The organism is Micromonospora sp. NPDC049089 (assembly GCF_040648775.1).
GTDB lineage: Bacteria > Actinomycetota > Actinomycetes > Mycobacteriales > Micromonosporaceae > Micromonospora.
In genome coordinates, this window is the sequence record NZ_JBEZEH010000095.1 from 1 (window position 1) to 24,860 (window position 24,860).

Genomic DNA, 24,860 nt, shown 5'->3' on the forward strand with positions numbered 1-24,860 from the left:
TATGTTTTTTTATTGTTTGACCTATAACCCACCGTCGACCGAAGGGTCACCCACCCCTCCGCCCAGCTCCTCCCCCCTCACCACCCCCGCCCGCGGGCCGGGGGGCCCCACCGGTGGGCCCCCCCCGCCGCGAGAGAGGTCTGCGTCACACGCGAACGAGCATCTTGCCGAGGTTGTCGCCGCGCAGCAGGCCGAGGAACGCCGACGGGGCGTTCTCGATGCCGTCCACGATCGTCTCGTCGTAGGACAGCGTGCCGTCGCGCAGCCAGCCCGAGACGTCGCGCACGAACGCCGCCCGCACGTCGTTGTGGTCGTTGACCAGGAAGCCGCGCAGGGTGAGCCGCTTGCCGATGACCAGCGCCAGGTTGCGCGGCGCGGCCGACGGTTCGGTGGCGTTGTACTGCGAGATCATGCCGCAGATGGCGGCCCGACCGTGCAGGTTCATGACCGAGATGGCGGCCTCCAGGTGGTCGCCGCCGACGTTGTCGAAGTAGACGTCGACACCGTCCGGGGCTGCCGCCCGCAGCGACTCGCGGACCCCGTCGTGGTAGTCGAAGGCGGCGTCGAAGCCCAGCGCCCGCAGCCGTTCGACCTTGGCCGGCGAGCCGGCACTGCCGATCACCCGGCCGGCGCCCTTGAGTTTGGCGATCTGGCCGACCAGGCTGCCCACCGCGCCGGCCGCGGCGGAGACGAAGACCGTCTCGCCGGGCTTCATCGCGGCCACCTCGAGCAGCCCGGCGTACGCGGTCAAACCGATCATGCCGAGCACGCTCAGGTACGCGCTGGCCGGGGCGATGCTCGGGTCGACGGGGCGGGCCGCGGCGGCGTCGAGCAGCGCGTACTCCCGCCAGCCCAGCCCGTGCAGGACTGTGGTCCCGACGGCGACGTCCGCCGCCTCGCTGGCCACCACCTCACCGATCGCGGCACCGTCGAGCGGCGCGTCGAGCGCGAACGGCGGCACGTACGACTTGACGTCGTTCATCCGTCCGCGCATGTACGGGTCGACGGACATGTACTGGTTGCGGACCACGATCTGGCCCGGTCCGGGCGTCGGCACCTCGGTCTCGACGAGCCGGAAGGTGTCTTCGGTGGGCCAGCCCTGGGGGCGGCTGGCCAGGTGGATCTCGCGGTTGCTGGTCACGGGGTGGTCGTCCTCTCGTCCGCGGATGGGGGCCTGGGGCCGCGAGGTCACGCGGCCAGGGTCTCGCGGACGGTGAGGGTGACGTCGACGTTGCCACGGGTGGCGTTGGAGTACGGGCAGACCTGGTGGGCCTGCTCGACGATCTGCTCGGCGACCTCGCGGGGCGCGGCGGGCAGGTCGACGACGAGCTGCACGGTGAGCCCGAAGCCGCCGCTGCCGTTCGGGCCGATGCCCACCTCGGCGCCGACCACGGAACCGCTCACGTCGGCCTTGGCCCGGCGGGCCACCAGCCGCAGCGCGCTGTGGAAGCAGGCCGCGTAACCGGCGGCGAAGAGCTGCTCGGGGTTGGCCGCGCCACCCGCGCCGCCCATCTCCTTCGGCACTGCCAGGTCGAGTGCGAACGTGCCGTCGGAGGTCTCGACGTGGCCGTCCCGGCCGTCGCCGGTGGCGGTCGCGGACGCGGTGTAGACAACCTGCATGGTGGTCACTGCTCCTTCTGTCGGTGGATGGTGTCGGTGACCCGGGTGAGGGTGTCGCGCAGCGCGACGAGCTCGTCGAAGCCCAGCCCGGTGGCCTGCGCGATCCGCAGCGGGACATCGCAGACCCGCTCGCGCAGCGCCCGGCCCTGCTCGGTGAGGCCCACCTCGACCCGCCGCTCGTCGCGGGCCGACCGCCGCCGCACCACCAAGCCCGCCCCCTCCAGCCGCTTGAGCAGCGGGGAGAGCGTGCCGGAGTCCAGCCGCAGCTCGGCGCCCAACTCGGACACCGTCGGGGCGTCGTCGGGACGCTCCCAGAGCACCAGCAGCACCAGGTACTGCGGGTAGGTCAACCCGACCTCGTCGAGGATCGGCCGGTAGACGTCGGTCAGTGCGCGCGACGCGGCGTAGAGCGCGAAGCACACCTGCCGGCGCAGCACCAGGTCATCCGTCACCACTGAACCGTAGCCCACAATTAAGTTGTGCACAACTTATCGGCCTGCGGGATCACCCGGCGGGCCGCGAGGGCGGTCACCTCAGCGATCGCCGAGGTACGCCTCCAACTCCACCTCGACCAGGTGCTCCGGGTCCAGCAGACCGGCCACCACCACAAGGGTGGCGGCCGGCCGGACCGCGCCGAAGACAGCGTTGTGCGCCCGGCCCACCTCGTCGGCGTGCAGCCGGTCCGTCACGTACATCCGGGTCCGGACCACGTCCCCCGGCTCCGCACCCACCTCGGCGAGCGCCGCCAGCCCGATCCGCAGCGCCTGCGCCATCTGCGCGGCCGGGTCACCGACGTGCACGACCCGGCCGTCCACAGTCGCCGTGCAACCGGCCGTCCAGGCCCACTCACCGGCCCGGACCACCCGGGAGTACCCGTAGCGCTGCTCCCACGGGCCGCCCGACCCCAGCCGCGTCGTCGTCATGCCTCGGCCAGCGTCCGCAACGCCTCGGCCACAGTGAAGGCACCCGCGTAGAGCGCCTTGCCGGCGATCACGCCCTCCACCCCGGCCGACTCCAGGGTCGCCAACGCCCGCAGGTCGTCCAGGGTGGACACCCCACCCGAGGCGATCACCGGCCGGTCCGTACGGGCACACACCTCGCGCAGCAGATCCAGGTTCGGCCCGCGCATCGTGCCGTCCTTGGTGATGTCGGTCACCACGTACCGACTCGCGCCCGCCTTGTCCAACCGCTCCAGCACCTCGTACAGGTCACCACCGTCGCGGGTCCAACCCCGCGCCGACAGGGTGTTGCCCCGCACGTCCAGCCCGATGGCCACCCGGTCGCCGTACTCCGCGACCACCCGGTCACACCAGACCGGGTCCTCGAGGGCGGCGGTCCCGATGTTCACCCGGGCCGCTCCGGTGCCCAGCGCCGCGCGCAGCGACTCGTCATCACGGATGCCCCCGGAGAGCTCCACCTTCACGTCCAACTGGCGCACCACCTCCGCGAGCAGGTGCGCGTTGGTGCCCCGACCGAACGCCGCGTCCAGGTCGACCAGGTGGATCCACTCCGCGCCGTCCTGCTGCCAGGCCAGCGCCGCGTCCAACGGGTCGCCGTAGATGCTCTCGCTTCCGACGGCGCCCTGCACGAGCCGGACGGCCCGGCCGTCAGCGACATCCACCGCGGGTAACAGGGTGAGGCTCAAGGTCTTCTCCTCGATCAGGTACGACGGTCCAGGGCGATCACCACGATCGCCGGCAGTACGAGCAGCAAGAGCGCGATCAGCGCGATACGCAACGCCAGGTTGTCGACAAACGTCCAGATCAGGAGCAACGCCGCGCCGGTGAGCAGCACGATCGCGGCCCGCTCACCCCTAGTGTGCCGGGCCAGCCGGCCGGAGCGACCCCGCCGCAGCCGTGGCGTCAAACTGCGGACCACCGCGCGACGGCGTTGCCGGCGGGCGACCTGACGCTGCCGGACCGCCCGCTCCCGGGCCTGCTCCGCCTCCCGCTCCGCCCGTCGGCGGGCGCGCTCCCGGCTCACCGCGACGCCCGTTGCTCGGGCACCGCGCGACGGCGCTCAGTCACCGCTGGGCAACGTGGCGAGCCAGTTGCGCAGCAGCGCGGCACCGGTGTCGGCGGACTTCTCCGGGTGGAACTGGGCCGCCGACAACGAGCCACGCTCCACCGCCGCGACGAAATCCGTGTCGTGGTGGGCGGTGGTCACAGTGGCACCGGCAGCGACCAACGCCGCCGGGTCGCCCATCGCGTACGAGTGGACGAAGTAGAACCGGCTCTGCTCCGGCAACCCGGCGAACAGCACCGACTCCCGCGGAGCCCGAACCGTGTTCCAGCCCATGTGCGGCAACCGGGCGGCGGCCAACCGGGTCACCCCGCCGGGCAGCAGCCCCAGCCCCTTGGTCACCACGCCGTGCTCGTCACCGTGCTCGAAGAGCACCTGCATGCCCACGCAGATGCCGAGCACCGGCCGGCCGGCAGCCACCCGTTCGGCGATCACCGGACCGGCGCCCAGCGCCTCGATCCCCGCCATGCACGCCGCGTACGCGCCCACACCCGGCACCACCAGACCGTCGGCGGCAGCCGCCGCGGCCAGGTCGTCGGTCACCCGGACGTCCGCTCCGGCGGCGGCCAGCGCCCGCTCCGCCGAGCGCAGGTTGCCCGAGCCGTAGTCGAGCACCACCACGTCACTCATGTCGTCACCCCGATCACCCGTTCTCCGGCAGCAGCCGCAGCACGCCGGCGACAGTGGCGAGCACCGCGAGCCCCGCGGTGATCAGCACGGCGGCCTTCGGCGCGCCCTGCCGGTAGAGCGACCAGGTGCCGCCCACCAGCACCCCGGCCAGGATCAGCAGCAACGTCGGCAACGCGGCGCCCATCAGAGCCGCCTTCCATTCGCGACTGCGGGGCTCCGCTGCGCTGCACTCCTCGCGCTCATCAGAGCCACCTTCCATTCGCGACTGCGGGGCTCCGCTGCGCTGCACTCCTCGCGCTCATCAGAGCGCGCCCTTCGTGCTCGGGATCGCTCCGGCGGAACGCGGGTCGATCGAGGTGGCCTCGCGCAACGCGCGGGAGACCGCCTTGAACTGCGCCTCCACCACGTGGTGCGCGTCCGGGTGACCACCCGGACGGGCCGCCCGCAGCACGTCGACGTGCAGCGTGACCCGGGCCGCCTGACCGAAGGACTCCCAGATGTGCCGGGTCATGCTGGTCGCGTACACCGGCCCGATGTACGGGGCGAGCACCGGCTCGTCGTGCACCACGTACGGCCGACCGGAGAGGTCCACGGCGGCCCGGACCAGCACCTCGTCCATCGGAACCGTGGCCGAGCCGTACCGCCGAATGCCGGCCTTGTCGCCCAGCGCCTGGTCGAACGCGGCACCCAGCGCCAACGCGGTGTCCTCGATCGTGTGGTGCGCGTCGATCTCCAGGTCACCCACCGTGCGCACGGTCAGGTCGAAGCCGCCGTGCCGGGCGATCTGGTGCAGCATGTGGTCGTAGAAGCCGACGCCGGTGCTGATCTCGGCGGCACCGGTGCCGTCGAGATCGATCTCGACGAGGACCTTGGTCTCCTTGGTGATCCGTTCCACCCGGGCGGTCCGACTCATTGCGAAGTCTCCATTGCAGAAAGGAAGGCGTCGGTCTCGGCGGCGGTGCCGGCGGTCACCCGCAGCCAGCCGGGCAGGCCGACGTCACGGACCAGCACCCCCTGTGCCAGCAGGGCGTTCCAGACGACGGTCTGGTCGCCGCCCACCTCGAAGAGCACGAAGTTGGCGTCGCTGTCGGCGACCCGCAACCCCCGCTCGCGCAGCGTCGCCACGATCCGGTCCCGCTGCGCCATGATCGCGCTCACCGTACCGAGAAGGGCGTCGCGGTGCGCCACCGCCGCGCGTGCGGCGGCCTGGGTGAGCGCGGAGAGATGGTACGGCAGACGGACGAGCTGCACCGCCCGCACCACCGCCGGGTCGGCGGCCAGGTAACCCAGCCGGCCACCGGCGAAGCCGAACGCCTTGCTCATCGTCCGGGTGACCACCAGCCGCGGGTGGCCGGGCAGCACCGCGAGGGCGCTGACCGTCCCGGGACGGGCGAACTCGGCGTACGCCTCGTCCACTACCACCATGCCGGGCGCGACGTCGAGCACCGCGGCGATCACCGCCGGGTCCAGTGCGGTGCCGGTGGGGTTGTTCGGCGAGCAGAGGAAGACCACGTCCGGCTGGTGCTCCCGGACCTGGGCGACCGCCTCCTCGGCGGTCAACCCGAAGTCGACGCCGCGCGCGGCGGGCACCCACCGGGTGCCGGTGCCGAGGGCCAGCAGCGGGTGCATCGAGTACGCCGGAACGAAGCCGAGCGCGGTGCGCCCCGGCCCCCCGAACGCCTGGAGCAGCTGCTGCTGGATCTCGTTGGAGCCGTTGGCCGCCCACACCTGCTCGACGGTGAGCCCGTGCCCGAGATAGTCGGCCAGGTCGGCGCGGAGCGCCACCGCGTCCCGGTCCGGGTAACGGTTCAGCTCGCGCAGCTCGGCCGCGAGCGCCTTGCCGATCGCCTCGACCACCGGCTCCGGAACCGGGTGGGAATTCTCGTTGGTGTTGAGCCGCACCGGCACGTCCAACTGCGGCGCCCCGTACGGCGACAGCCCCCGCAGGTCGTCGCGGATCGGAAGGTCGTCCAGACTGGTCACGCCGACCCTCCCGGGAAACGGGCCTGGACCGCCTGGCCGTGCGCGGGCAGGTCCTCCACGTTCGCGAGGGTGACCACGTGCGGGGCCACGTCGCGCAGCGCGGCCTCGGTGTACTCGATCAGGTGCACACCGCGCAGGAAGGACTGCACGGACAGGCCGGAGGAGTGTCGGGCGCAGCCGCCGGTGGGCAGCACGTGGTTGGAGCCGGCGCAGTAGTCGCCGAGCGACACCGGCGACCAGGCACCCACGAAGATCGCCCCGGCGTTGCGGACCCGCAGCGCCCACTCCCGGGCGTCGACCGTCTGGATCTCCAGGTGCTCGGCCGCGTACGCGTCGACCACCCGCAGCCCGGCCTCAAGGTCGTCGACCAGGACCACGCCGCTCTGCTCACCGGTCAGCGCCGTGGTGACCCGCTCGGTGTGCTTGGTCGCCGGCACCTGCCGGGCCAGCTCCGCCTCGACCGCCCCGACCAGCGCCACCGACGGGGTGACCAGCACGCTCGCGGCGAGCGGGTCGTGCTCGGCCTGACTGATCAGGTCGGCGGCCACGTGCGCCGGGTCGGCGGTGTCGTCGGCCAGGATGGCGATCTCGGTCGGCCCGGCCTCGGCGTCGATGCCGACCACGCCGCGCAGCAGCCGCTTGGCGGCGGTCACCCAGATGTTGCCGGGGCCGGTGATCAGGTCAACGGGGTCGCACCGCAGCTCACCGGCCGGGTCCACCGCCGCGCCGTACGCCAGCATCGCCACCGCCTGGGCCCCGCCCACGGCGTACACCTCGTCGACGCCGAGCAGCGCGCACGCGGCGAGCACCCGGGGATCGGGCAGGCCGCCGTTGTCCTTCTGCGGCGGGCTGACCACCACCAGCGAGCGCACCCCGGCCGCCTGGGCGGGCACCACGTTCATCACCACCGTCGACGGGTACATCGCCAGGCCACCGGGCACGTAGAGGCCGACCCGGTCGACCGGCAGCCACCTCTCGGTGACAGTGCCGCCGGGCACCACCTGGGTGACGTGATCGGTGCGCCGCTGGTCGGCGTGCACCCGGCGGGCCCGGGCGATGGACTCCAGCAGCGCGGCACGCACCGCCGGGTCGAGCACCCCCTCCGCCTCGGTGATCGCCTCGACCGGCACCCGCAGCACCTCCGGGGAGATGCCGTCGAACCGTTCGCTCGCTTCCCGGATCGCCGGGTACCCATGCTCACGGACCGCCTCCACCAGAGGACGGATGCGCTCGACGGCGACGGACACGTCGAGCTGGGCACGGGGCAGCAGACGGCGCGGGTCACCGAGACCGTCGCGCAGGTCGATCCGATTCAGCACCCTTGCGAGTCTAGGCGGCCCACCCGACGCCCACCCGAGCCGCCCGTACGCCGGGACGGTGAGCCGGGCCACGCCACCGCGGGCGAGATTGGTTAGGCTCGACCATGTGACCGCACGGCTGCCGGTGTTCCCGCTCGCAACGGTGCTCTTTCCCGGGTTGGTGCTGCCGCTGCACATCTTCGAGGAGCGCTACCGGGCGCTGGTCCGACACCTGGTCGGCCTGCCCGACGGTGCCCCGCGCGAGTTCGGCGTGGTGGCCATCCAGGCCGGCTGGGAGGTCGCGCCCGCCGGTCCCGCCGGCGCCCCGGCCACGTCGGGCGTCGGCGAGGTGACGCTGCACGAGGTGGGCTGCACCGCCGAGCTGCGCCAGGTGACCGAATTGACCGACGGTGGCTTCGACATCGTCACTGTCGGTCGGCGTCGTTTCCGGATCGCCGAGGTCGACGACAGCGCCGAGCCCTACCTGACCGCCGACGTCGAGTGGCTGCCCGACCCGGGCGGCCCGGACGAGGTGGCCGATCTGCTGGCCGCCCGGGTGATCGCGGTGTTCCGGCAGTACCTCGGCCTGATCCGGTCCGACCCGGAGGAGATCTCCGAGCAGTTGCCGGAGGACCCGACAGTGCTCTCACACCTGGTGGCGGCGACCGCAGCGCTCACCGTCGACGACCGGCAACGGCTGCTGGCGATCGACGACACCGCCTCCCGGCTCCGCGCCGAGCTGCGGTTGCTCAACCGCGAGGCGGCTCTGCTGCGTCAGGTGCGGGCGGTTCCGGTGCCGCTGTCGGAGCTGGCGTCCCCGCCGACACCCAACTGAACTCCCCCGGCTCGGGCTCGGGGCGTAGCCCCGGCCACCGCGACCAGCCGGCCAGCAGTGTGTACATGACTGCGGCCCCGAACGCCGGCAGCAGCAGGTTGCCGTGCGGCACCGGCAGCACGCCGAGCAGCCAGTCCACGCCACCGGCACGCAGGTCGGCGGGTTTGCTGAAGGCCTGCCCGGCCGGGGCGGTCGCCAGCAGCCGTTCGAAGGTGGCCAGACCGATCCGCCGTCCCACCTGCCAGGCCACCGGCGCGGCGACCAGGGTGCCGAGCACCGCGGCGAGCAACCCGACCGGGCCGCGCCGCCGTCGCAGCACGAACCACAGGGCGAGGGCCACAAGCAGCCCGAAGGCGAGCCCGAGCAGGCTGAACCAGCCGTCGGCGGCGATCGGCTGCTCCGGTTGCGGCTCGGCGTAGATCGCCCCCTCGGCGGTCTTGAGCACCGGGGTGTCCGGCGCGAGCGCGGCCCAGAGCAGCCCGAGCGGAACACCCAGCGCGGCGAGCGCGAGCACGGCGCCCAGCACCGTCGCCAGGGCACGCAGCGGACGACGCGGTTCGTCGAACCGCAGCTCCAGCGAGCTCCCGTACGCCGCCGAGGGCGGCAGGTGACCCGGACCGAACTCGCCCGGCGCTGTACCGGCCGACGGGTCGACCTCCGGCGGTGTCGCGTCCGGCGTACGGGGTGGCGTGGGTTGGTCGGGCACGTCGACGGGCCGCTCACGGTCGGGGTTGTCCGGGCTCACCCGATGATCCTCTCAGGCCCGGTGCCCGGCCGGGGCTCCGGTGGCGGCAGACCAGCTCACCGGGCGAACGGCTCCACCATCATCGCGGCGGCCCGCAGCCACGCCTGCCGGGTCTCCGGCTGGAGCTGGTGGTACTCGATCGACGACCCGGTCTCCAGAGCCGGGTCGTACGGTACGACGGCAACGCCCCTGGTACGGGTGGCGAAGTGCCGCTCCAGGTCGTCCTGGAGCGTCGAGCGACCTGGGGTCGGGCAGGAGATGAGGGTGATCGCGTTGTCCGCCAACTCGCCCATGCCCTCCTCGTGCAGCAGGTCGAGCATCCAGTCCGCGCTGAACGCCGCGTCCTCCCGGGGCACTGTGGTCACCACCAGCTGGTCGGCGGCCTGCATCACAGTGCGCCAGTTGGGGCTCTCCACGTTGTTGCCGGTGTCGACGCAGACCACGTCGTGGGTGCGCCGCAGCAGCTCCAGCACCCGTCGGACGGTGAACTGGTCCAGTCGCTGGGCGAAGCGCGGGCTCTCCTCGCCGGCCAGCACGTCGTACGAGCCGTCGGAGGCGTGCCGCAGGTAGTCGTCCAGCCGGTCCAGCAGGGTCGCGCCCTCCAGGATCTCGATCTGGGCCAGGTCGCTGATCAGGTGCCGGATCGTGCGGGCGTGCCGGGCGCTGCCGGCGCGCAGGCCGAGGGTGCCGCGCAACTCGTTGTCGTCCCAGGCCAGCACACCCTTGCCGCGCACACTGCCGACCGTCGCCGCGGCGAGCACTGTGGCGGTCGTCTTGTGCACTCCGCCCTTGGGGTTGGCGAAGGCGAACACCCGGGGCGTGCCGAGGTCCCGTTGGAGCACCCCGTTGGCGCGCTCCTGCTCCTGGTCGACGGCCGGTGGGCGCCATTCGACCCGGGCCGGGTAGGCACGTTCGGCGACCGCCGAGCCAACCGCCGGGGCGGGTGGTGGCGGGACGGGCACGGCGACCGGCGGCGGGGGCGGGGGCGGGGGCGGCGGGGCGACCGGCGGGGGCGGCGGCGGGGCGGCCGGGTAGCCGGTCTCCGGCTGGTAGCCGGTCTCCAGCAGGGCGTACCGCGATTCCACCGACGGGTCGCCCGGTCGGTAGCCATTGTCCAGCAACGCGTAGCGCGACGGGACCGGGTCGGGGCCGCGTGCCGGCGGCTCGGGCTCGGCCCGGTACGCCGGCTCGGCGCGGTAGTCCGGCTCGGCCCGATAACCCGGCTCGGCCCGATAAGCCGGGTCCGCCCGGTAGTCCGGCTCGGCCCGGTAGCCGGGCGTCGCGCGGTACTCCGGCTCGGCGCGGTAGCCCGGCTCGGCCCGGTAACCCGGCTCGGCGCGGTAGTCCGGCTGCTCGGTCCGGTACGCCGGCTCCGCTCGATAGTCCGGCTCGGCCCGGTACGCGGGCTCGGCCCGGTAGTCCGGCTCGGCCCGGTACGCGGGGTCGACCCGGTAGGTCGCCTCGGCCCGGTAAGCAGGCTCCGCGCCGTACGACAGGTCCGCCGGATGCCCGATGGCAGGTGCCCGCCCGGCGTAGCCGTTGGGGGCCGCACGCCGTGGCAGCGGGTCCGGCGGCGGTTCCTCGCCACGCCGCTCCGGCTCGGTCTGCTCCGCGCCGCGACCGCCCAGCCGGGCACGGTCCAACAACGCGCGCCACCGCGGCGCTGGTTCGGCCGGCCGGCCCCAGCCGGTCTCACTGCCCTCCACGGCCCGCCCTCCCAGCGCCATCGATCTCTGTCTGACAGGCTACGAACCCAACCCTATTCGGACCACACCTCAGAGCGCACACCAGCCGGCGCAGATCACGACGACGGCGATGGCGTCAACGGCTCGGCGAGGGTGGCGTCCGGCGAGGTGGTGACACTCGGCGGCGTCGACTCGGTGGGCTCCGGCGTCGACGGTTCGGGTGACGGAATCGTCACGACTGGTGCGGGTTCCGACGATTCGCCCACGGAGGCCGACGGTGCCGGGGCGCTGATCATCGGCGCTGGCCGTTCGGACCGGGTCGGTACGGGGCTCGGCCCCGTGTCGGCCGGAGGGCGCACCACGTCACGCTGCTCCGGCAGGGGTGGCGTGAAGACCGTCCGGTCCAGCCGGTAGACCTCGGGGGCGGGGTCGACCGCCCGTACGTCCGGCCGGGCCGCCACACCACGCAGCGCCACCGGCGTCGCGCGAACCACCGCCGCGTAGACGCAGGCGCAGCCGGTGCGGTACGCGGCGGCCTCGGCGGCGGCCACGTCGGCGCCGCTGACGTACTGCTCCCGCAACTCCCGCTCGCCAACCCCGTCGCCGTCGACGGCGGCCGCCCTGGCCCGGTAGTCGGCGGCCTCGGTCTCCTTGCGGGCCGCCACCTGCTCCATGCCGGCGACCACGTCGTCGGGCACCCGCAGCGCGGGGATCTTGACGATCTCGGTCTGCCGGCCGGGCAGCGGAACCCGCCCGAAGACGGTGGAGACCCCCACGTCGCCGAGCACCGTCGCCAGCCGCTGCGGAGGCAGGTAGGCGTCGAGCGTGACCAGCGCGTACGTCCCGCCCTCGGCGGCCGGGGCGGACGCGGGCAGCGCCGCCAGGTCGGCCGCGGCGGACCGCAGGTAGCCGGGAACGGAGTCGCCGTCGGCAACGCCGACCCGGGTGACCTCGCCGACAGTTCGGTCGCCGACCGGGCTGTCGTCGACAGCCCAGACGGCAGTGCCCAACACCGCCGCCGCGGAGAGCACCGCGGCCCAACTGAGCACGCCGGAGCGCGCCGACCGGTCGGCCAGCCGGGCCACCGCCCGGGTCAGCGGCGGCAGCAACCGCTGGTCCAGCTGCCGCAGCAGGTTGCCGGCGCGCACGGGCGGGATCCCCTCTGTGAAACGGTGTCGGGCGGTCGCCGCTCAGTCACGCAGGATCTGAAGCGCACGTTCCAGGTCGTCAGGGTAGTCGCTGACGAACCGGACCTCGTCCCCCGTTCGGGGGTGCACAAAGCTCAGTTCGCGGGCGTGCAGCCACTGTCGGGCCAGGCCGAGACGGGCCGAGAGGGTGGGATCGGCGCCGTAGGTGAGGTCACCCACACAGGGGTGCCGCAGGGTGGAGAAGTGCACCCGAATCTGGTGGGTCCGGCCGGTCTCCAGCCGGACGTCGACCAGACTCGCCGCCGGGAACGCCTCCAGGGTGTCGTAGTGCGTGATGCTCGGCTTGCCGCCGGACACCACAGCCCAGCGGTAGTCGTGGGTGGGGTGCCGGTCGATCGGCGCGTCGACGGTGCCCCGCAGCGGGTCCAGGTGACCCTGCACCACCGCGTGGTAGCCCTTGTCGACCTCGCGGTACTTGAAGGCCCGCTTCAACGCCGTGTACGCCTGCTCGCTCTTGGCCACCACCATGATCCCGGTGGTGCCCACGTCGAGCCGGTGCACCACGCCCTGGCGTTCGGCGGCGCCACTGGTGGAGATGCGGTGCCCGATCGCGGCGAGCGCGCCGATCACCGTCGGCCCGGTCCACCCGGGGCTCGGGTGGGCGGCCACCCCGACCGGCTTGTCGACCACGACGATGTCGTCGTCGGCGTAGACGACCCGCAGGCCGGGCACCGCCTGCGGCACCACGGTCGGCGGTGCGACCGGGGCGGGCAGCGTGACGTCCAGCCAGGAGCCGGCCTTGACCTTGTGCGAGTTGGGCCGGGCGGAGCCGTCGACCAGCGCGTCCCCGGCGTCGACCAGGGCCGCGGCGGCGGTGCGGGAGAGCCCGAACAGGCGGGACACGGCCTGGTCCAGGCGCATGCCGTCGAGGCCGTCCGGAACCGGAAGGGAACGGTGGTCGCCGCCAGCGGCGAACGCCGAGGTCATGCCCGCTCCCGCTGCTCGGTGCCCGGCGCGGCGGCGTCCGTCGTGGCCGGGTCGCCGTCGCGCCCCGCCCGCCGGCCGTCACGCTGGCGGCCGGTCAGCTCCAACAGGACGGCCAGCAGCACGCCGCAGACCAGCGAGCTGTCCGCCAGGTTGAACACCGGCCAGACCTGGCCGTACGGGTCGAAGAGGCTGATCATGTCGACCACGTGCCCGTGGAACGGGGACGGCGCGCGGAAGATCCGGTCGACGAGGTTGCCCAACGCGCCACCGAGCACCAGGCCGAGCGAGACCGCCCAGGGCAGCGAACGCAGCCGCAGGGCCATCCAGACGATCCAACCGACCACACCGATGGTGATCAGTGGGAAGACCCAGGTGTGGTCCGCGCCGATGCTCCAGGCCGCGCCGCTGTTGCGGGTCAGGCTCAGGTAGACGAACCCGCCGAGCAGCCGGACCGGCTCCCGGTCGGTCAGCGCGGCCAGCGCGAGGTGCTTGGTGACCAGGTCGGCCAGCAGGGCCACCAGGGCGACCCCGGCGAGGATCGCGACGGCCCGGGGCCGGCGGGTGCCGCCGCCCGGATCGGTGCGGCCGGGTTCGGCGGACGGTACTGCGGTCATGCGCTCCCCATCGACAGTCTTGGCGGTGATCGCTCACCGTCTCATCGCCGCCGGGGAACGGACCTCAGCGACGCTCCTCCAGCTGCTTGCACGTCACACACAGGGTGGCCGACGGGAAGGCGGCGAGGCGCTCGACCGGGATCGGGTTGCCGCACCGTTCGCACCAGCCGTAACCACCCTCGTCGAGGCGCTCCAGAGCGCGCTCGACCTGCGTGATCCGTTCCAGAATGCTGTTGGCGAGAGAGATCTCCTGCTCCCGCTCGAGCGTCTTGGTGCCCGTGTCGGCCTGGTCATCCCCGGCCGAGTCGGTCAGCCGATCGCGCTGCAGCTCGGTGATCTCACTCAGCGTCTGATCGTACTCGGCACGAAGCTCGTCCCGCCGCGCCGCCAGCGCCGCACGGATCTTCTCGGTCTCCGCCGTGCTGCGGGTGGCCTTCGCCACCGGCTTGCGCCCGGCGGTCCTGGTGTCGGATGGCTTCGCCATGGGTCGCTCCCTAGGCCGGGGAACCGCGCGGTCCGCGGCGCCTGGTCAGGGGGCGCCGACAAAGGCGTCCCCTATGGACGAAAAGGGGCGCACGGCGACGATGGCCGCGCACTCCCGAGGTTGGCAAGAATACGGAACGTACAGGCGTCCGACAACGTGCCGCACCGTCGCACCGTCTAACAGCCCCTAGCCCTGCCTAACTGGGGCAAAGGGAACGCTAGCAGATCAATTGGGCACCTCATCTCCGTACTCACCAAACCATCGGGCCAGACGACCCCGCCGACTGACCGCCCGCAGCCGCCGTTCCGCCGCGTCCCGCACCCCTGCGGTCGCCACGATCAGCAGACTGTCGCAGGTCTTCAACCGGGTGTCGGGTGCGGGCACGAAGCCCACGCCGTCGCGCAGCACCAGGGTCACCGACGCGCCCAGCGGAAGGCGCAGTTCGTCGACGTGCACCCCGGCCAGTCGTGAGCCCGGTGGCACCTCCACCTGGAGCAGGTCCGCCCGCATCCGCTCCAGCGGCGCGGTCTCCACGTGGATCTCGGCGGCCTCGGCCGGCGCGGTCACCCGCAACCGGCGGGCGAACGGCCCCAACGTCCCGGTCTGCACCAACGTGAAGATCACCACCAGCACGAAGACCACGTCGAAGAGCCGCTCCGCGCCGGGCACCCGCTCGGAGAGCGGAATGGTGGCCAGCACGATCGGCACCGCCCCGCGCAGCCCGGCCCAGGACAGGAACGCCTGTTCCCGAAGCCCGACCCGGAACGGCAACGCCGAGACGGCCACCGACAACGGTCGGGCCAGGAGCACCAGAGCCAGCCCGGCGACCACCGCGGGCAGCACCGCCGCGTCCAGCCGGCCCGGCGAGGCCAGCAACCCGAGCAGCACGAACAACCCGATCTGGGCGAGCCAGGCCAACCCGTCCGCGAAACCGAGAATCGCCTGCCGGTGCGACAGGCGGGCATTGCCCAGCAACACCCCGGCCACATAGACGGCGAGGAAGCCCGAGGCGTGCAGAACGGCCCCCGCGGCGTACGCCAGCACCGTGATGCCCACCGCGGCGATCGGGTAGAGCCCGGCCGAGGGCAGCGCGGCCCGGCGCAGCGCCCAGGTGCCGGCGACGCCAGCGGCAACGCCCACCGCCGCACCGACGCCCAGCTCGTAACAGACCAGCGCGACCTCGTACCACCACGGGTGCGCGAAACCCCGGTGGGACAGCAGCACCACCAGCAGCACCACCGGGGCGTCGTTCATCCCCGACTCGGCCTCCAGGGTCGCCACCAGCCGGGGCGGCAACCGCAGTCGGCGCAGAGTGGCGAAGACGGCCGCCGCGTCGGTGGACGAGAGCACCGCCCCGTAGAGCAGCGCCAACCGCCAGTCCAGCCCCAGCAGCAGGTGCACGGCCACGCCGACCACAAGGATGCTGACGACCACGCCGACAGTGGAGAGTGCGGAGGCCAGCCCGAGCACCGGGCGCAGCGTGGTCCACCGGGCGGTGAGCCCGCCCTCCGCGATGATCACGATCAGCGCGCAGAAGCCGAGGGTCCGGGTCAGCTCGACGTCGTCGAAACGGATGCCCAACCCGCCCTCGCCGATCGCCACGCCCAGAGCCAGGTAGACCAGAAGGCTGGGCACACCCAGCCGGGTGGAGAGTCGCACCGCGCCGACAGCGACCAGCAGCACTGCCGCACCGAGCAGCAGGGCGATGTCCAACCCGGGAGTCACGGCTGCCTTGCCTGGGCTGTCCTCACTCGGCGGATCCGTCGCGCAGACGGCGCAGCACCTCGGGCAGGTCCGGGCCGGGTCGATCGACGAGGAAGAGCTTGTCCCGGCTGGCCGCGCCGGCGCGCAGCGACACGACGGCCGGCCGGACGCCCAACGCGCCGGCCAACGCCCGCCGGGCGGCCTCGGTGGCCCGCCCGTCGACGGCCGGGTCGTGGACCGCGATCACCAGGGCGGGCCCGTGCGGGCCGTCGAAGCGGCCACCCACCCGGTCCCGGGATGCGCCGGGCTTCACCCGTACCGCCACTGTGAGCGTGTCCTGCGCGGGCACCGGCACCGCTTCAGATCGGACGGGCGTCGGCGAGGAGAGCGGTCGCCGGCGCGCAGTGCGCGCACGGGGTGAAACCGAGGTCCACGGCCTCGGCGACCGGCAACGTCTCGGGCTGCCAGCCAATCAGGTGGGGGCAGCCGTCCAGGTGGTAACGGGGGCGGCCGTCGACGACCTCGACAGCGTCGAGCAGTCGGGCCACCCGGGCCGCCTCGGCGGGCGTGATCTGCTGGGCGGCCGGCTCGTCGACCGCCGCGACCGCCGGGTCGAACACGTCGCCGGTCGACGCCGCGAGGGGCGACGCCGGGCTGACCGGCCGGGCCCGCGCGGGCACCTCGTCCGCGGCACTCACCATCGGCGACGCGTCCTCGACGTGCGGCGGGTCGACCGGCGACACCTCATCAATCGGCGGCGCATGGTCGACCGGCGGCTCGGGTGGTTGCCGCCACCCGGTGCCGCCGGTACCAAACGTCGTGGGCACGTGCTGGACCGGCACCTCCGGCTCGACCAGCGGCGGCCCGTACGCGACACCCGGTGTGGCCTGGCTGGCCGTACGGGGCGCGTCGGGATTCCGCCGGTCGGTCCGGCCGGGATCCGCCATGGCGCGGTTGGCGGCTGCCTGGCGGGCCCCCACCACCAACGCCACGGCGGCCAGCAGACTGGCCGCGATGGAGATGACCAACAAGAAGCTGGAGCCACCGGCCAGGCCGAGCACCAGTAGCACCACCGCGACGAGGATGAGCAGGAGACTTGCGACTATCACGGCTCACCCCCGCCGCGTCGAACCGTCCAGGCCTGGCCGGCGACCGTCACCATTGGCGGACAGCGATCGCCGGCCGGTGCTCAGCGTCCGGCTTCGAGGGCGCCGGAGCGCCCGCCGCCGCCGTACGAACCAGCGAGACCCGCTGCGGCCAGCCCGTTGCCGCCAGCGACCCGGCCGGCTTCGGAGCGGGTCATCTCGGCCTCGAGGCCCTGGCCACGACCGTCGAGGTCACGCAGCTGGCTCTCCAGGTACGCCTTGAGCCGGGTGCGGTACTCGCGCTCGAACTGCTTGAGCTCCTCGATGTGCTTCTGCAGCGCCGTGCGCTTGGCGTCCAGGCCGCCCATGGCCTCCTGGTGCCGCTGGCGGGCGTCCCGCTCAAGGGCGTCAGCCTTGGCGCGCGCCTCCCGGGTCACCTCCTCGGCCTTGCCGCGAGCCTCGGACAACAGCTGGTCGGCCTCGCGGCGAGCGTCGGACACGTGGTCGTCGGCGGTGCGCTGGGCCATCATCAGCACGCGCAGGGCCTGCTGCTCACCGTCACCGGTGACGCCGCCGGCCGGGCCGCCGGTCGAGCGGACCTGCTCCAGCTCGGCCTGCATCGCGCGGGCAGCCTGCTCGGCCGCCGACTTGTCGCGCTGCACCCGGTCCAGTTGGGCCTTGACATCGTTGAGCTCCGCCGCCAGTCGGGCGTCGCCGCCGGGGCCGGCGGGGGCGCCGCCACGGCCGCCGCGCTCCACCTGGGCGCGCAGCTCGTTGTTCTCCTCGATGAGACGGGCGAGCTCGCGCTCGACCTCATCCAGGAAGGCGTCGACCTCCTCCTCGTCATACCCCCGTTTGCCGATCGGCGGCTTTTTGAAGGCGACGTTGTGGACGTCGGCCGGGGTCAGCGGCATCGAAACTCCTCGGGTCAGTTGCGGCCGCGAAAGCGCGTCGGTCATCAGGCAGATGCCCTGATCGACGGCCCTAACACGAACTCCATCAGCACGAACAGGATAACCAGGAGCACAAGGGAGGCCAGGTCGATGCTCACGGTACCAATTCGCAGCGGAGGGATCACACGCCTCAACGCGTTGAGAGGGGGATCAGTGACGCTCCACACGGATTCCAATCCTGCCGATGCTCCACGCCCCGGTTGCCAGCGACGGCCGTACTGGAGGACGGCGCTCAACACGAACCGGGACAGAAGAAGGAGCAGGAAGACATAAAGGATCAGGTACAGCACTTGCAGTAAGATCGACAACACGGTCAGCGACGTCCCTCGGGTCGGGCGGGATCAACTCAGACTGAAAAAGCCGCCCTCAGCGATCTTGGCTTTGTCCTCTGCGGTGACCTGGACGTTAGCCGGTGAGAGCAGGAACACCCGATTGGTCACGCGCTCGATCGTACCGCGCAGGCCGAACGCCAGCCCGGCGGCGAAGTCCACCAGACGGCGGGCATCCGCCTCATCCATCTCGGTGAGATTGATGATCACCGGGACACCGTCGCGGAAGTGCTCACCGATGGTGCGCGCCTCCCGGTAGGTGGTGGGGTGCAGCGTGGTGATCTGGTAACGCTGCTCCTCCTCGGGCAGGGCCCGCTCACGCGACGTGACCTGCGGCGCGAGGGCCAGGTTGTCCCGAGTGTGGTAGGTCAGCGCACCGGAGGTCTCGCCCGCCGACGACCGGGTGATCGACCGGACGCTGGACCGCTCGATCCGCTCCGGCCGCTCACCGTCGCCGCGCTCGGACTCGCTCAACCGCGTGCTCGACCGCTCGGAGAGTCGGCCCCGCCCGCTGTCGCGCGGCCGGGGAGCCGGCGGCTCCTCGGCGTCGTCCTCGTCGTCGTCGGCGAACTCCTCGGCGTACCGGCTCTGCCGGTACCGCGAGTCGCGGTAGCCACCCTTGTCGTAGCCACCGTCGTCGTAGGCCCGCTCGTCGTCTTCTTCGACCAGACCGAGCCAGACCCCCGCCTTGCGCAGTGCACCCATCCCGCGCCCTTCCGTCCGCCGTGCGGCACGCGCCCCCGTGCCATGTCGCCCGTCGCGAGTGGACAACCATGCCCATCGGACCGGAACAGCAATCCCCCCGGCGCGCGATTCGCGTCGCGCGCCACGACCCCCGACCGGGAGACGCCCGCCCCTGAAACAACACTGATGTAATTTGCTTGTCTCGCGGTCAGGCTACCGCAGCGTGGGACGCATTCCGAGCAACGCGCTACCGACGCGGACATGTGTCGCGCCGTAACGGATCGCTATTTCGAAATCCCCGCTCATACCGGCGGACAGCGCGGTGGCTCCCGGATGGACAGCCCGAAACGCGTCGGCGACCTCCGCGAGCCGCGCGAACGCCCGCTCCGGCTCCCACCCCAGCGGAGCGACAGCCATGAGGCCGACCAGACGCAACCCCGACGCGTCGGCGACCGCCTCGGCCACCGGCTCCAGACCGGCGGCCGGATCCGCCGAGCCGGGCAGGGCACCGCCCCGGGCCGTGTCGCCGTCGATGCTCACCTGGACCAGAGCGTCGAGCGGCTCCTGCCGGTCCGCTGTCGCGGTTGCCAACGCCCGGGCCAGCCGGACACTGTCGACGGAGTGCACCACGTCGGCGTAGCGGACCACCGAGCGGGCCTTGTTGCGCTGCAACTGGCCGATGAAGTGCCAGCGGGGACGCACCCCGGCGGCGGCCACCTCGGTGGCCTTGCCGGCTGCCTCCTGGTCGCGGTTCTCCCCCATGTCGGTCACCCCGAGCCCGGCCAGCGCCAACACGTCACTGGCCGGGTAGGTCTTCGTCACCGCGATCATGGTCACCTCGGAACGGTCCCGGCCGGCCTGCGCGCAGGCGTCATCGACCCGGGACCGGACCTGGGCCAGACCGGCCGCGAGTTCGGCGTGCCGATCTGGTCGTACCGTGGCTGAGCTGTCGGTCATCGGCGGTGCTCAGGACCCGTTCTTGAGGAAGTCGGGAACGTCCACGTCGTCGAAGAGCACGCGACGCGGCGACTGGGCCGGAGCCGGGTTGGTGGCCGGCGCAGGCGCCGGGGTGCTCTGCGGTGCCGGCTGGTTGGTGTTGGTCTTGCGGGTCGGCTCGGCCGCCTTGTACGCGGGCGTGCCGCCGTCGAAGCCCGCCGCGATGACAGTCACCCGAACCTCGTCACCGAGCGCGTCGTCGATGACAGCGCCGAAGATGATGTTGGCGTCCGGGTGAGCCGCGTCGGTGACCAGCTGGGCGGCGTCATTGATCTCGAACAGGCCCAGGTCGGAGCCGCCGGCGATGGAGAGCAGCACGCCCCGCGCGCCGTCCATGCTCTGCTCCAGCAGCGGGCTGGAGATGGCCGCCTCGGCCGCCTCGACCGCGCGGTTCTCGCCGCGGGCGCTGCCGATGCCCATCAACGCGCTGCCGGCGCCGCTCATCACGCTCTTGACGTCGGCGAAGTCCAGGTTGATCAGACCCGGGGTGGTGATCAGGTCGGTGATGCCCTGCACACCCGAGAGCAGCACCTGGTCGGCCGTACGGAACGCGTCCATCATGCTGATGTTGCGATCGCCCAGGGCCAGCAGCCGGTCGTTCGGGATGACGATCAGCGTGTCGCACTGGTTGCGGAGCTCGTCTATCCCCGTCTCGGCCTGCACCTGGCGGCGCTTGCCCTCGAAGGAGAACGGCCGGGTCACCACCCCGATGGTCAGCGCGCCGAGCTTGCGGGCGATGTTGGCCACCACGGGCGCGCCGCCGGTGCCGGTGCCGCCGCCCTCGCCGCAGGTCACGAAGACCATGTCGGCGCCCTTGAGCACCTCTTCGATCTCGTCGCGGTGGTCCTCGGCGGCGTTCTTCCCGACGTCCGGGTTGGCCCCGGCACCCAGGCCGCGGGTCAGCTCCCGACCGACGTCGAGCTTGACGTCGGCGTCGCTCATCAGCAGCGCCTGCGCATCGGTGTTGATCGCGATGAACTCGACGCCCTTGAGCCCAACCTCGATCATCCGGTTGACGGCGTTGACGCCGCCACCCCCGATGCCGACGACCTTGATGACCGCCAGGTAGTTGTGCGGAGGTGTCATCTCCGGTCCTTTCCTTCGAGATTGGCTTCGGCCGACCGGTTACGGCGTGGCCAGACCAGCGGCCGACGACAGCTGTCTCCAACGAGGATCAGGGGTGAACCCTAACCCTCTACTAGAGGCTTACAGTTATGTCAACCACTGAAGCTCTTCGGGGCAACGTAAGCGCCACCGCGCCATGAGCCAAGGACCCGGGCGGCGTGTCGCCGCGCGGAGCGCCACGGGTCACGCCGCGCACGCTCCCTGGTCAACGAAAGGTCACCACATCCGGCGCGCTCACGTCGATCCGGTCGGCGTCCTCGTCGAGCAGCGCGGTGGCCACCCGAGCCTTGTCCGTACCCCGGGTCGCGTCGCCCCAGACCACCGTTCGGTCGCCGCGCAACCGCAGGCTGATCCGGGCCAGCCCCGCCACGTTCACGTCCACCAGCTCCGCGCGCAGCTGCGGCGTCAGCGCGACGAGCACCTCCAGCGCGGCCCGGGTGCCCGGGTCGTCGGCGGCCGGGCGAGCCACAGTCACCTGTGGCAGGTCCGCCGGGCGTCGCTCCACCGTCCGGAACGCCACCCCGCTCCGGTCGATCAGGGCGAACACCTCGCCCTGCGGCACCACCGCCACCGCTGTCCGCTCGGTCACCCGCACCACCAGCGCGCCGGGCCAGTCCCGGGAGACCGCGGCCCGCTCCACCGCCGGCAGCGCACCGACCCGACGGGCGACTGCGGCCAGGTCCACCCGGGCCAGCGGCACTCCGTCCGGCACCCCTGCCGCGTCGTGCACCTGCACCGGGGTGACCAGGTCGGCACCCTCCACGCGCACCTCCCGCACACCGAACAGCCCGGTGCCGAGCACCGTCCAGGCGACCAGCCCGGCCAGGGCGAGCACGCCGGCGGCCACCGCCCACGGCAGCGCCGCACGCATGCGACGCTGCCGGGCACGGGCCATGAACCGGCGGGTCGAGGGCGGCACCGCGTCGCGGCCCGCCCGGACCAACTGCCACCGCCGGGCCGGACCGCGGCGCTGAGCGCCACCGTCGGCGGCGCTGGTCCGCCCTCGGGCCGGGCCGGGACTCATCCGGCGGTGGGCGCCGAGCCGCCGGGCACGGCAGTGCCACCGAGAGCCGCACCGTCGCCGCCGGATGTCGCCCCACCCGGCACCGGATCACCGATCGCCGGGGTGGTGGCCACCGGGTCGACGGTCGCTGTCGGTGCCGAGCCGGCCGCACGCTCACCCAGGGCCGCCAGCAGTTCGTCGCCCATCAGCGAGATCGGCGGGGCGCCCATGGTGACCACCACGTCCCCGGAGCGGGCGCGACGGGCCACCTCGATCGGGGCCTGCTCCCACGACTCCACGAAGACCTTGCGGTCGGCGGGCAGATCCACCGCCGCGATCAGTGCCGCCGAGCCCTCGCCGGGCTGACGCAACTCACCCGGCCCGAAGACCTCCAGGAGCACCACCTCGTCCGCGATGGCCAACGCCTCGGCGATCTCCGCCTGGTTGTCGCGGGTGCGGTACAGCCGGTACGGCTGGAAGACGACGATCAGCCGGCCATCCCCGGCGACCTCGCGCAACGTCTGGTTCGCCAACGTCATCGAGGTCGGGTGGTAGGCGTACTCGTCGTAGACCAGCACGCCGTCCGCGACACCCTTGCGCTCGAAGCGCCGTCGCACCCCGGGAAAGACCGCCAGCGCGGCCTCCGCCGCCTCCAGCGGCAGTTCCAGCAGGTACGCGGCCAGCACCGCGGCGGCGCTGTTCAGCCCCATGTGCCGGCCCGGCACCGGCAGTCGGAACTCGCCCAGCGACCGCCCGTCGATCGCGGCCAGGTAGCGCACTCCACGCGCGGAGGAGACCATCTCGGTCAACCGCAGGTCGGCGTCGGCGGCCTCGCCGTAGGTGAACACCCGTCGTCCCTCGGACCGCAGGCTCTCGGCCAACCGCCGACCGCCCGGGTCGTCGACGCAGGTGATAATGAACCCGTCCGGGTCGGTGAGGCGGGCGAACTCCACGAACGCCGCCTCCAGCGTCGCGTAGTCGCCGTAGGTGTTCAGGTGGTCCGCCTCGACGTTCGTGATGATCGAGACGTACGGGCGGTAGATGAGGAACGAGCGGTCGCTCTCGTCCGCCTCGACCACGAAGTGCTCGCCGGTGCCGTGGTGGGCGCCCGAACCGACCTCGGAGATCTCCCCACCGATCACGAAGGACGGGTCCACACCGGCCTGCTGGAGCACCATCGTCACCATCGAGGTGGTGGTGGTCTTGCCGTGCGTACCGGCGACGGCCACCGCCCGACGGCCGGTCATCGCCGCGGCGAGCGCCTCCGAGCGGTGCAGCACGCGTAGGCCGCGCCGACGCGCCTCGACCAGCTCCAGGTGGTCCTGGGGAATGGCCGACGAGTAGACGACTGTGTCCACGCCGTCGAGGTTGCTCACCTCGTGACTGAGGTGGATGGTGCCGCCGAGCGCCCGCAGGCCGGCCAGCGAGGGCCACTCCCGCAGGTCGCTGCCGGAGACCCGGATACCGCGGGTGAGCAGCAGCCGGGCCACGCCGAGCATGCCCACCCCACCCACTCCGATCAGGTGGACGGCGCCCAGGTCCTCGGCGGTGAGCGTGCCGGCCGGGGTGAACTGCGCGGTCATCGGGCCACCGCCGCCAGCACGAAGGAACGCAGCGCCTCGTCGCCGTCGCGCCGGCCGTAGGACCCGGCGGCGGCACCCATGTTGTAGAGCCGCTGTGGATCACGGATGAGGGGGATGACTGTGCGCTCCAGCCAGTCCGGGGTGAGCTCCGCGTCGTCGACCAGCAGCCCACCGCCGGCCTCCACCACGGGCAGCGCGTTGCGCCGCTGCTCCTGGTTGCTGTGCGGGTACGGCACGTAGATCGTGGGCAGCCCGATCGCGGCCACCTCGGCGACGGTCATCGCCCCGCCCCGGGCCAGCATCAGGTCGGCGGCGGCGTAGCCCAGCTCCATCTCGGACAGGTACGGCAGCGTCACGTACGGCACCGGCAGGTCGGTGGGGATCGGCACCGGCTCGTTGCGGGCGCCCATCACGTGCAGCACCTGCACGCCGTTGCGGGCCAGCTCCTTGGCTGCCCCGGAGACCGCCAGGTTGATCGAGCGGGCACCGGACGAGCCGCCGGACACGAAGAGCACCGGCAGGTCCGGGCGGAGCCCGAAGTGGGCGCGGGCGGCGTTACGCAGCGCGTACCGGTCCAGACCGGCGATGGCGCGGCGCAGCGGCACACCGACGACTGTGGCGTCCCGCAGCGACTCGGCCTGGCTCGGCTGGTTCGGGAAGCCGACGGCCACGTTCTTGGTGAACTTCATGCCCAGCTTGTTGGCCACGCCCGGTGGCACGTTCACCTCGTGGATCACCATGGGCAGCTCGCGGCGCCACGCGGCCAGGTAGGCCGGCACCGAGACGTACCCACCGAAGCCGACGACCACGTCGGCGCGCACCTCGTCGATCACCTTGCCCGCGGCGCGGGCCGCGGTCCACATCCGACCCGGGGTGCGGACCAGGTTCATGTTGACCGACCGGGGCAGCTGGTACGCCGGGATCTGCCGCAGGTCGTAGCCCTGCGGCGGGATCAGGTCGTTCTCCATGCCCCGTGGTGTGCCGAGGCAGGTGATCCGGACGCCCGGGTCGTGTCGGCGCAGGCAGTCGGCGAAGGCGAGCAGCGGGTAGACGTGCCCCCCGGTGCCACCTCCCGCGAGCACCACCGAACGCAGCGGACCCATCAGCGTCTCCTCTCGCTCGCCGTACCACCGCGGCTTCGGTCCTGTCGGACCCCGCGCGGCGCGGCCTGATCGTCATGGCGCCGCTCGCGGGACCGGGGTACGGACCCTCGGCCAGCGGGCGGCGTCGCGCGGCGGGCGCGGCGGGCGCGTAGGGGCCGCAAAGGGGCCCCGAGTAGTCGGACCCACCCGGCGCGCGGGGCGGCGAGCACTGCGGGTGCCGGCTCGCGGGCGGCGCCGGCGGAGG

Annotated in this window: 29 protein-coding genes; 1 reads left to right on the top strand and 28 read right to left on the bottom strand. The window is 72.7% G+C overall.

Annotation, left to right across the window (positions count from 1 at the left end):
• Positions 1-145: 145 nt before the first annotated feature.
• The 11 genes from AB0B48_RS17805 to hisD all read right to left on the bottom strand — a co-directional run bounded on the left by AB0B48_RS17805 (position 146) and on the right by hisD (position 7,574).
• On the bottom strand, positions 146-1,141 hold the full coding sequence (locus tag AB0B48_RS17805) for an NADP-dependent oxidoreductase (protein WP_355007653.1): 996 nt from the start codon (positions 1,139-1,141) through the stop codon (positions 146-148).
• Positions 1,142-1,188: 47 nt separating this feature from the next.
• Positions 1,189-1,620, bottom strand: coding sequence for an organic hydroperoxide resistance protein (locus tag AB0B48_RS17810; protein WP_357202575.1), 432 nt, complete (start codon positions 1,618-1,620; stop codon positions 1,189-1,191).
• Between the two features lie 5 nt (positions 1,621-1,625).
• Positions 1,626-2,072: a MarR family winged helix-turn-helix transcriptional regulator gene (locus tag AB0B48_RS17815; protein WP_357202520.1), complete on the bottom strand. Its 447-nt coding sequence runs from the start codon at positions 2,070-2,072 to the stop codon at positions 1,626-1,628.
• Between the two features lie 81 nt (positions 2,073-2,153).
• Entirely contained in the window at positions 2,154-2,543 is a 390-nt protein-coding gene (locus tag AB0B48_RS17820) for a RidA family protein (RefSeq protein WP_357202523.1), read from the bottom strand.
• Complete coding sequence (gene priA / locus AB0B48_RS17825) at positions 2,540-3,265, bottom strand: bifunctional 1-(5-phosphoribosyl)-5-((5-phosphoribosylamino)methylideneamino)imidazole-4-carboxamide isomerase/phosphoribosylanthranilate isomerase PriA (RefSeq protein WP_357202526.1); 726 nt, start codon at positions 3,263-3,265, stop codon at positions 2,540-2,542. The genes AB0B48_RS17820 and priA overlap by 4 nt, the downstream gene beginning before the upstream one ends.
• A gap of 14 nt (positions 3,266-3,279) precedes the next feature.
• Positions 3,280-3,603, bottom strand: coding sequence for a hypothetical protein (locus tag AB0B48_RS17830; RefSeq protein WP_355007656.1), 324 nt, complete (start codon positions 3,601-3,603; stop codon positions 3,280-3,282).
• Positions 3,604-3,639: 36 nt separating this feature from the next.
• Complete coding sequence (hisH, locus tag AB0B48_RS17835; protein WP_357202529.1) at positions 3,640-4,272, bottom strand: imidazole glycerol phosphate synthase subunit HisH; 633 nt, start codon at positions 4,270-4,272, stop codon at positions 3,640-3,642.
• A gap of 13 nt (positions 4,273-4,285) precedes the next feature.
• Positions 4,286-4,456: a hypothetical protein gene (locus AB0B48_RS17840; protein ID WP_198041444.1), complete on the bottom strand. Its 171-nt coding sequence runs from the start codon at positions 4,454-4,456 to the stop codon at positions 4,286-4,288.
• A gap of 117 nt (positions 4,457-4,573) precedes the next feature.
• Entirely contained in the window at positions 4,574-5,185 is a 612-nt protein-coding gene (gene hisB / locus AB0B48_RS17845; RefSeq protein WP_030334475.1) for an imidazoleglycerol-phosphate dehydratase HisB, read from the bottom strand.
• Positions 5,182-6,255, bottom strand: a complete 1,074-nt coding sequence (locus tag AB0B48_RS17850; RefSeq protein ID WP_355007658.1) for a histidinol-phosphate transaminase — start codon at positions 6,253-6,255, stop codon at positions 5,182-5,184. Before AB0B48_RS17850 ends, hisB begins: the two co-directional genes overlap by 4 nt.
• Positions 6,252-7,574: a histidinol dehydrogenase gene (hisD, locus tag AB0B48_RS17855; RefSeq protein ID WP_357202534.1), complete on the bottom strand. Its 1,323-nt coding sequence runs from the start codon at positions 7,572-7,574 to the stop codon at positions 6,252-6,254. Before hisD ends, AB0B48_RS17850 begins: the two co-directional genes overlap by 4 nt.
• Positions 7,575-7,680: 106 nt before the next feature.
• Here hisD and AB0B48_RS17860 point away from each other — a divergent pair, with 106 nt between their 5' ends.
• The gene (locus tag AB0B48_RS17860; protein WP_357202537.1) at positions 7,681-8,388 is read left to right on the top strand and encodes an LON peptidase substrate-binding domain-containing protein; all 708 of its coding nucleotides are present in this window, start codon (positions 7,681-7,683) and stop codon (positions 8,386-8,388) included.
• Here the strand turns inward: AB0B48_RS17860 and AB0B48_RS17865 are convergent.
• The 17 genes from AB0B48_RS17865 to murG form a co-directional block, all read right to left on the bottom strand.
• On the bottom strand, positions 8,303-9,094 hold the full coding sequence (locus AB0B48_RS17865) for a DUF2567 domain-containing protein (RefSeq protein WP_357202578.1): 792 nt from the start codon (positions 9,092-9,094) through the stop codon (positions 8,303-8,305). The two genes, AB0B48_RS17860 and AB0B48_RS17865, sit on opposite strands and share 86 nt — an antisense overlap.
• Positions 9,095-9,189: 95 nt before the next feature.
• Positions 9,190-10,860, bottom strand: a complete 1,671-nt coding sequence (locus tag AB0B48_RS17870; RefSeq protein ID WP_357202540.1) for an AAA family ATPase — start codon at positions 10,858-10,860, stop codon at positions 9,190-9,192.
• A gap of 74 nt (positions 10,861-10,934) precedes the next feature.
• A complete protein-coding gene (locus AB0B48_RS17875; protein WP_357202543.1) occupies positions 10,935-11,966 on the bottom strand; it encodes a hypothetical protein in 1,032 nt (343 codons plus the stop codon).
• A 42-nt stretch (positions 11,967-12,008) separates the two neighbouring features.
• Positions 12,009-12,953 (bottom strand): RluA family pseudouridine synthase, encoded by a 945-nt coding sequence (locus AB0B48_RS17880; protein WP_357202546.1) that lies wholly within the window; start codon positions 12,951-12,953, stop codon positions 12,009-12,011.
• Complete coding sequence (gene lspA / locus AB0B48_RS17885) at positions 12,950-13,567, bottom strand: signal peptidase II (protein WP_357202549.1); 618 nt, start codon at positions 13,565-13,567, stop codon at positions 12,950-12,952. The genes AB0B48_RS17880 and lspA overlap by 4 nt, the downstream gene beginning before the upstream one ends.
• A 64-nt stretch (positions 13,568-13,631) precedes the next feature.
• On the bottom strand, positions 13,632-14,051 hold the full coding sequence (locus tag AB0B48_RS17890; RefSeq protein ID WP_091407724.1) for a TraR/DksA C4-type zinc finger protein: 420 nt from the start codon (positions 14,049-14,051) through the stop codon (positions 13,632-13,634).
• A 225-nt stretch (positions 14,052-14,276) separates the two neighbouring features.
• Entirely contained in the window at positions 14,277-15,776 is a 1,500-nt protein-coding gene (locus AB0B48_RS17895; protein ID WP_357202555.1) for a potassium/proton antiporter, read from the bottom strand.
• Positions 15,777-15,798: 22 nt separating this feature from the next.
• Entirely contained in the window at positions 15,799-16,104 is a 306-nt protein-coding gene (locus AB0B48_RS17900; protein ID WP_355007667.1) for a DUF167 domain-containing protein, read from the bottom strand.
• Between the two features lie 10 nt (positions 16,105-16,114).
• The gene (locus AB0B48_RS17905; protein WP_357202559.1) at positions 16,115-16,864 is read right to left on the bottom strand and encodes a hypothetical protein; all 750 of its coding nucleotides are present in this window, start codon (positions 16,862-16,864) and stop codon (positions 16,115-16,117) included.
• Positions 16,865-16,944: 80 nt separating this feature from the next.
• The gene (locus AB0B48_RS17910; protein ID WP_355007668.1) at positions 16,945-17,754 is read right to left on the bottom strand and encodes a DivIVA domain-containing protein; all 810 of its coding nucleotides are present in this window, start codon (positions 17,752-17,754) and stop codon (positions 16,945-16,947) included.
• A gap of 44 nt (positions 17,755-17,798) precedes the next feature.
• A complete protein-coding gene (locus AB0B48_RS17915; protein ID WP_030334503.1) occupies positions 17,799-18,104 on the bottom strand; it encodes a YggT family protein in 306 nt (101 codons plus the stop codon).
• Between the two features lie 30 nt (positions 18,105-18,134).
• Positions 18,135-18,827: a cell division protein SepF gene (sepF, locus tag AB0B48_RS17920; RefSeq protein ID WP_357202563.1), complete on the bottom strand. Its 693-nt coding sequence runs from the start codon at positions 18,825-18,827 to the stop codon at positions 18,135-18,137.
• A gap of 192 nt (positions 18,828-19,019) precedes the next feature.
• A complete protein-coding gene (locus AB0B48_RS17925) occupies positions 19,020-19,763 on the bottom strand; it encodes a YggS family pyridoxal phosphate-dependent enzyme (RefSeq protein WP_357202566.1) in 744 nt (247 codons plus the stop codon).
• A 9-nt stretch (positions 19,764-19,772) separates the two neighbouring features.
• Positions 19,773-20,888, bottom strand: coding sequence for a cell division protein FtsZ (gene ftsZ, locus AB0B48_RS17930; RefSeq protein ID WP_091407710.1), 1,116 nt, complete (start codon positions 20,886-20,888; stop codon positions 19,773-19,775).
• 244 nt (positions 20,889-21,132) lie between these two features.
• Complete coding sequence (locus AB0B48_RS17935) at positions 21,133-21,951, bottom strand: FtsQ-type POTRA domain-containing protein (protein WP_357202568.1); 819 nt, start codon at positions 21,949-21,951, stop codon at positions 21,133-21,135.
• Entirely contained in the window at positions 21,948-23,513 is a 1,566-nt protein-coding gene (murC, locus tag AB0B48_RS17940) for a UDP-N-acetylmuramate--L-alanine ligase (protein ID WP_357202571.1), read from the bottom strand. The genes AB0B48_RS17935 and murC overlap by 4 nt, the downstream gene beginning before the upstream one ends.
• Positions 23,510-24,616 carry an undecaprenyldiphospho-muramoylpentapeptide beta-N-acetylglucosaminyltransferase gene (murG, locus tag AB0B48_RS17945; RefSeq protein WP_355007673.1) on the bottom strand — a complete coding sequence of 369 codons (1,107 nt, stop codon included), beginning with the start codon at positions 24,614-24,616 and terminating at the stop codon, positions 23,510-23,512. Before murG ends, murC begins: the two co-directional genes overlap by 4 nt.
• Between the last annotated feature and the right edge of the window lie 244 nt (positions 24,617-24,860).

Excerpts from the sequence above, each read along its gene's own strand:
- AB0B48_RS17810 (WP_357202575.1), bottom strand. The coding sequence starts at position 1,620 with ATGCAGGTTGTCTACACCGCGTCCGCGACCGCCACCGGCGACGGCCGG.
- AB0B48_RS17820 (WP_357202523.1), bottom strand. The coding sequence starts at position 2,543 with ATGACGACGACGCGGCTGGGGTCGGGCGGCCCGTGGGAGCAGCGCTAC.
- hisH (WP_357202529.1), bottom strand. The coding sequence starts at position 4,272 with ATGAGTGACGTGGTGGTGCTCGACTACGGCTCGGGCAACCTGCGCTCG.
- AB0B48_RS17840 (WP_198041444.1), bottom strand. The coding sequence starts at position 4,456 with ATGGGCGCCGCGTTGCCGACGTTGCTGCTGATCCTGGCCGGGGTGCTG.
- hisB (WP_030334475.1), bottom strand. The coding sequence starts at position 5,185 with ATGAGTCGGACCGCCCGGGTGGAACGGATCACCAAGGAGACCAAGGTC.
- AB0B48_RS17870 (WP_357202540.1), bottom strand. The coding sequence starts at position 10,860 with ATGGCGCTGGGAGGGCGGGCCGTGGAGGGCAGTGAGACCGGCTGGGGC.
- AB0B48_RS17880 (WP_357202546.1), bottom strand. The coding sequence starts at position 12,953 with ATGACCTCGGCGTTCGCCGCTGGCGGCGACCACCGTTCCCTTCCGGTT.
- lspA (WP_357202549.1), bottom strand. The coding sequence starts at position 13,567 with ATGACCGCAGTACCGTCCGCCGAACCCGGCCGCACCGATCCGGGCGGC.
- AB0B48_RS17890 (WP_091407724.1), bottom strand. The coding sequence starts at position 14,051 with ATGGCGAAGCCATCCGACACCAGGACCGCCGGGCGCAAGCCGGTGGCG.
- AB0B48_RS17910 (WP_355007668.1), bottom strand. The coding sequence starts at position 17,754 with ATGCCGCTGACCCCGGCCGACGTCCACAACGTCGCCTTCAAAAAGCCG.
- sepF (WP_357202563.1), bottom strand. The coding sequence starts at position 18,827 with ATGGGTGCACTGCGCAAGGCGGGGGTCTGGCTCGGTCTGGTCGAAGAA.
- AB0B48_RS17925 (WP_357202566.1), bottom strand. The coding sequence starts at position 19,763 with ATGACCGACAGCTCAGCCACGGTACGACCAGATCGGCACGCCGAACTC.
- ftsZ (WP_091407710.1), bottom strand. The coding sequence starts at position 20,888 with ATGACACCTCCGCACAACTACCTGGCGGTCATCAAGGTCGTCGGCATC.
- AB0B48_RS17935 (WP_357202568.1), bottom strand. The coding sequence starts at position 21,951 with ATGAGTCCCGGCCCGGCCCGAGGGCGGACCAGCGCCGCCGACGGTGGC.
- murC (WP_357202571.1), bottom strand. The coding sequence starts at position 23,513 with ATGACCGCGCAGTTCACCCCGGCCGGCACGCTCACCGCCGAGGACCTG.
- murG (WP_355007673.1), bottom strand. The coding sequence starts at position 24,616 with ATGGGTCCGCTGCGTTCGGTGGTGCTCGCGGGAGGTGGCACCGGGGGG.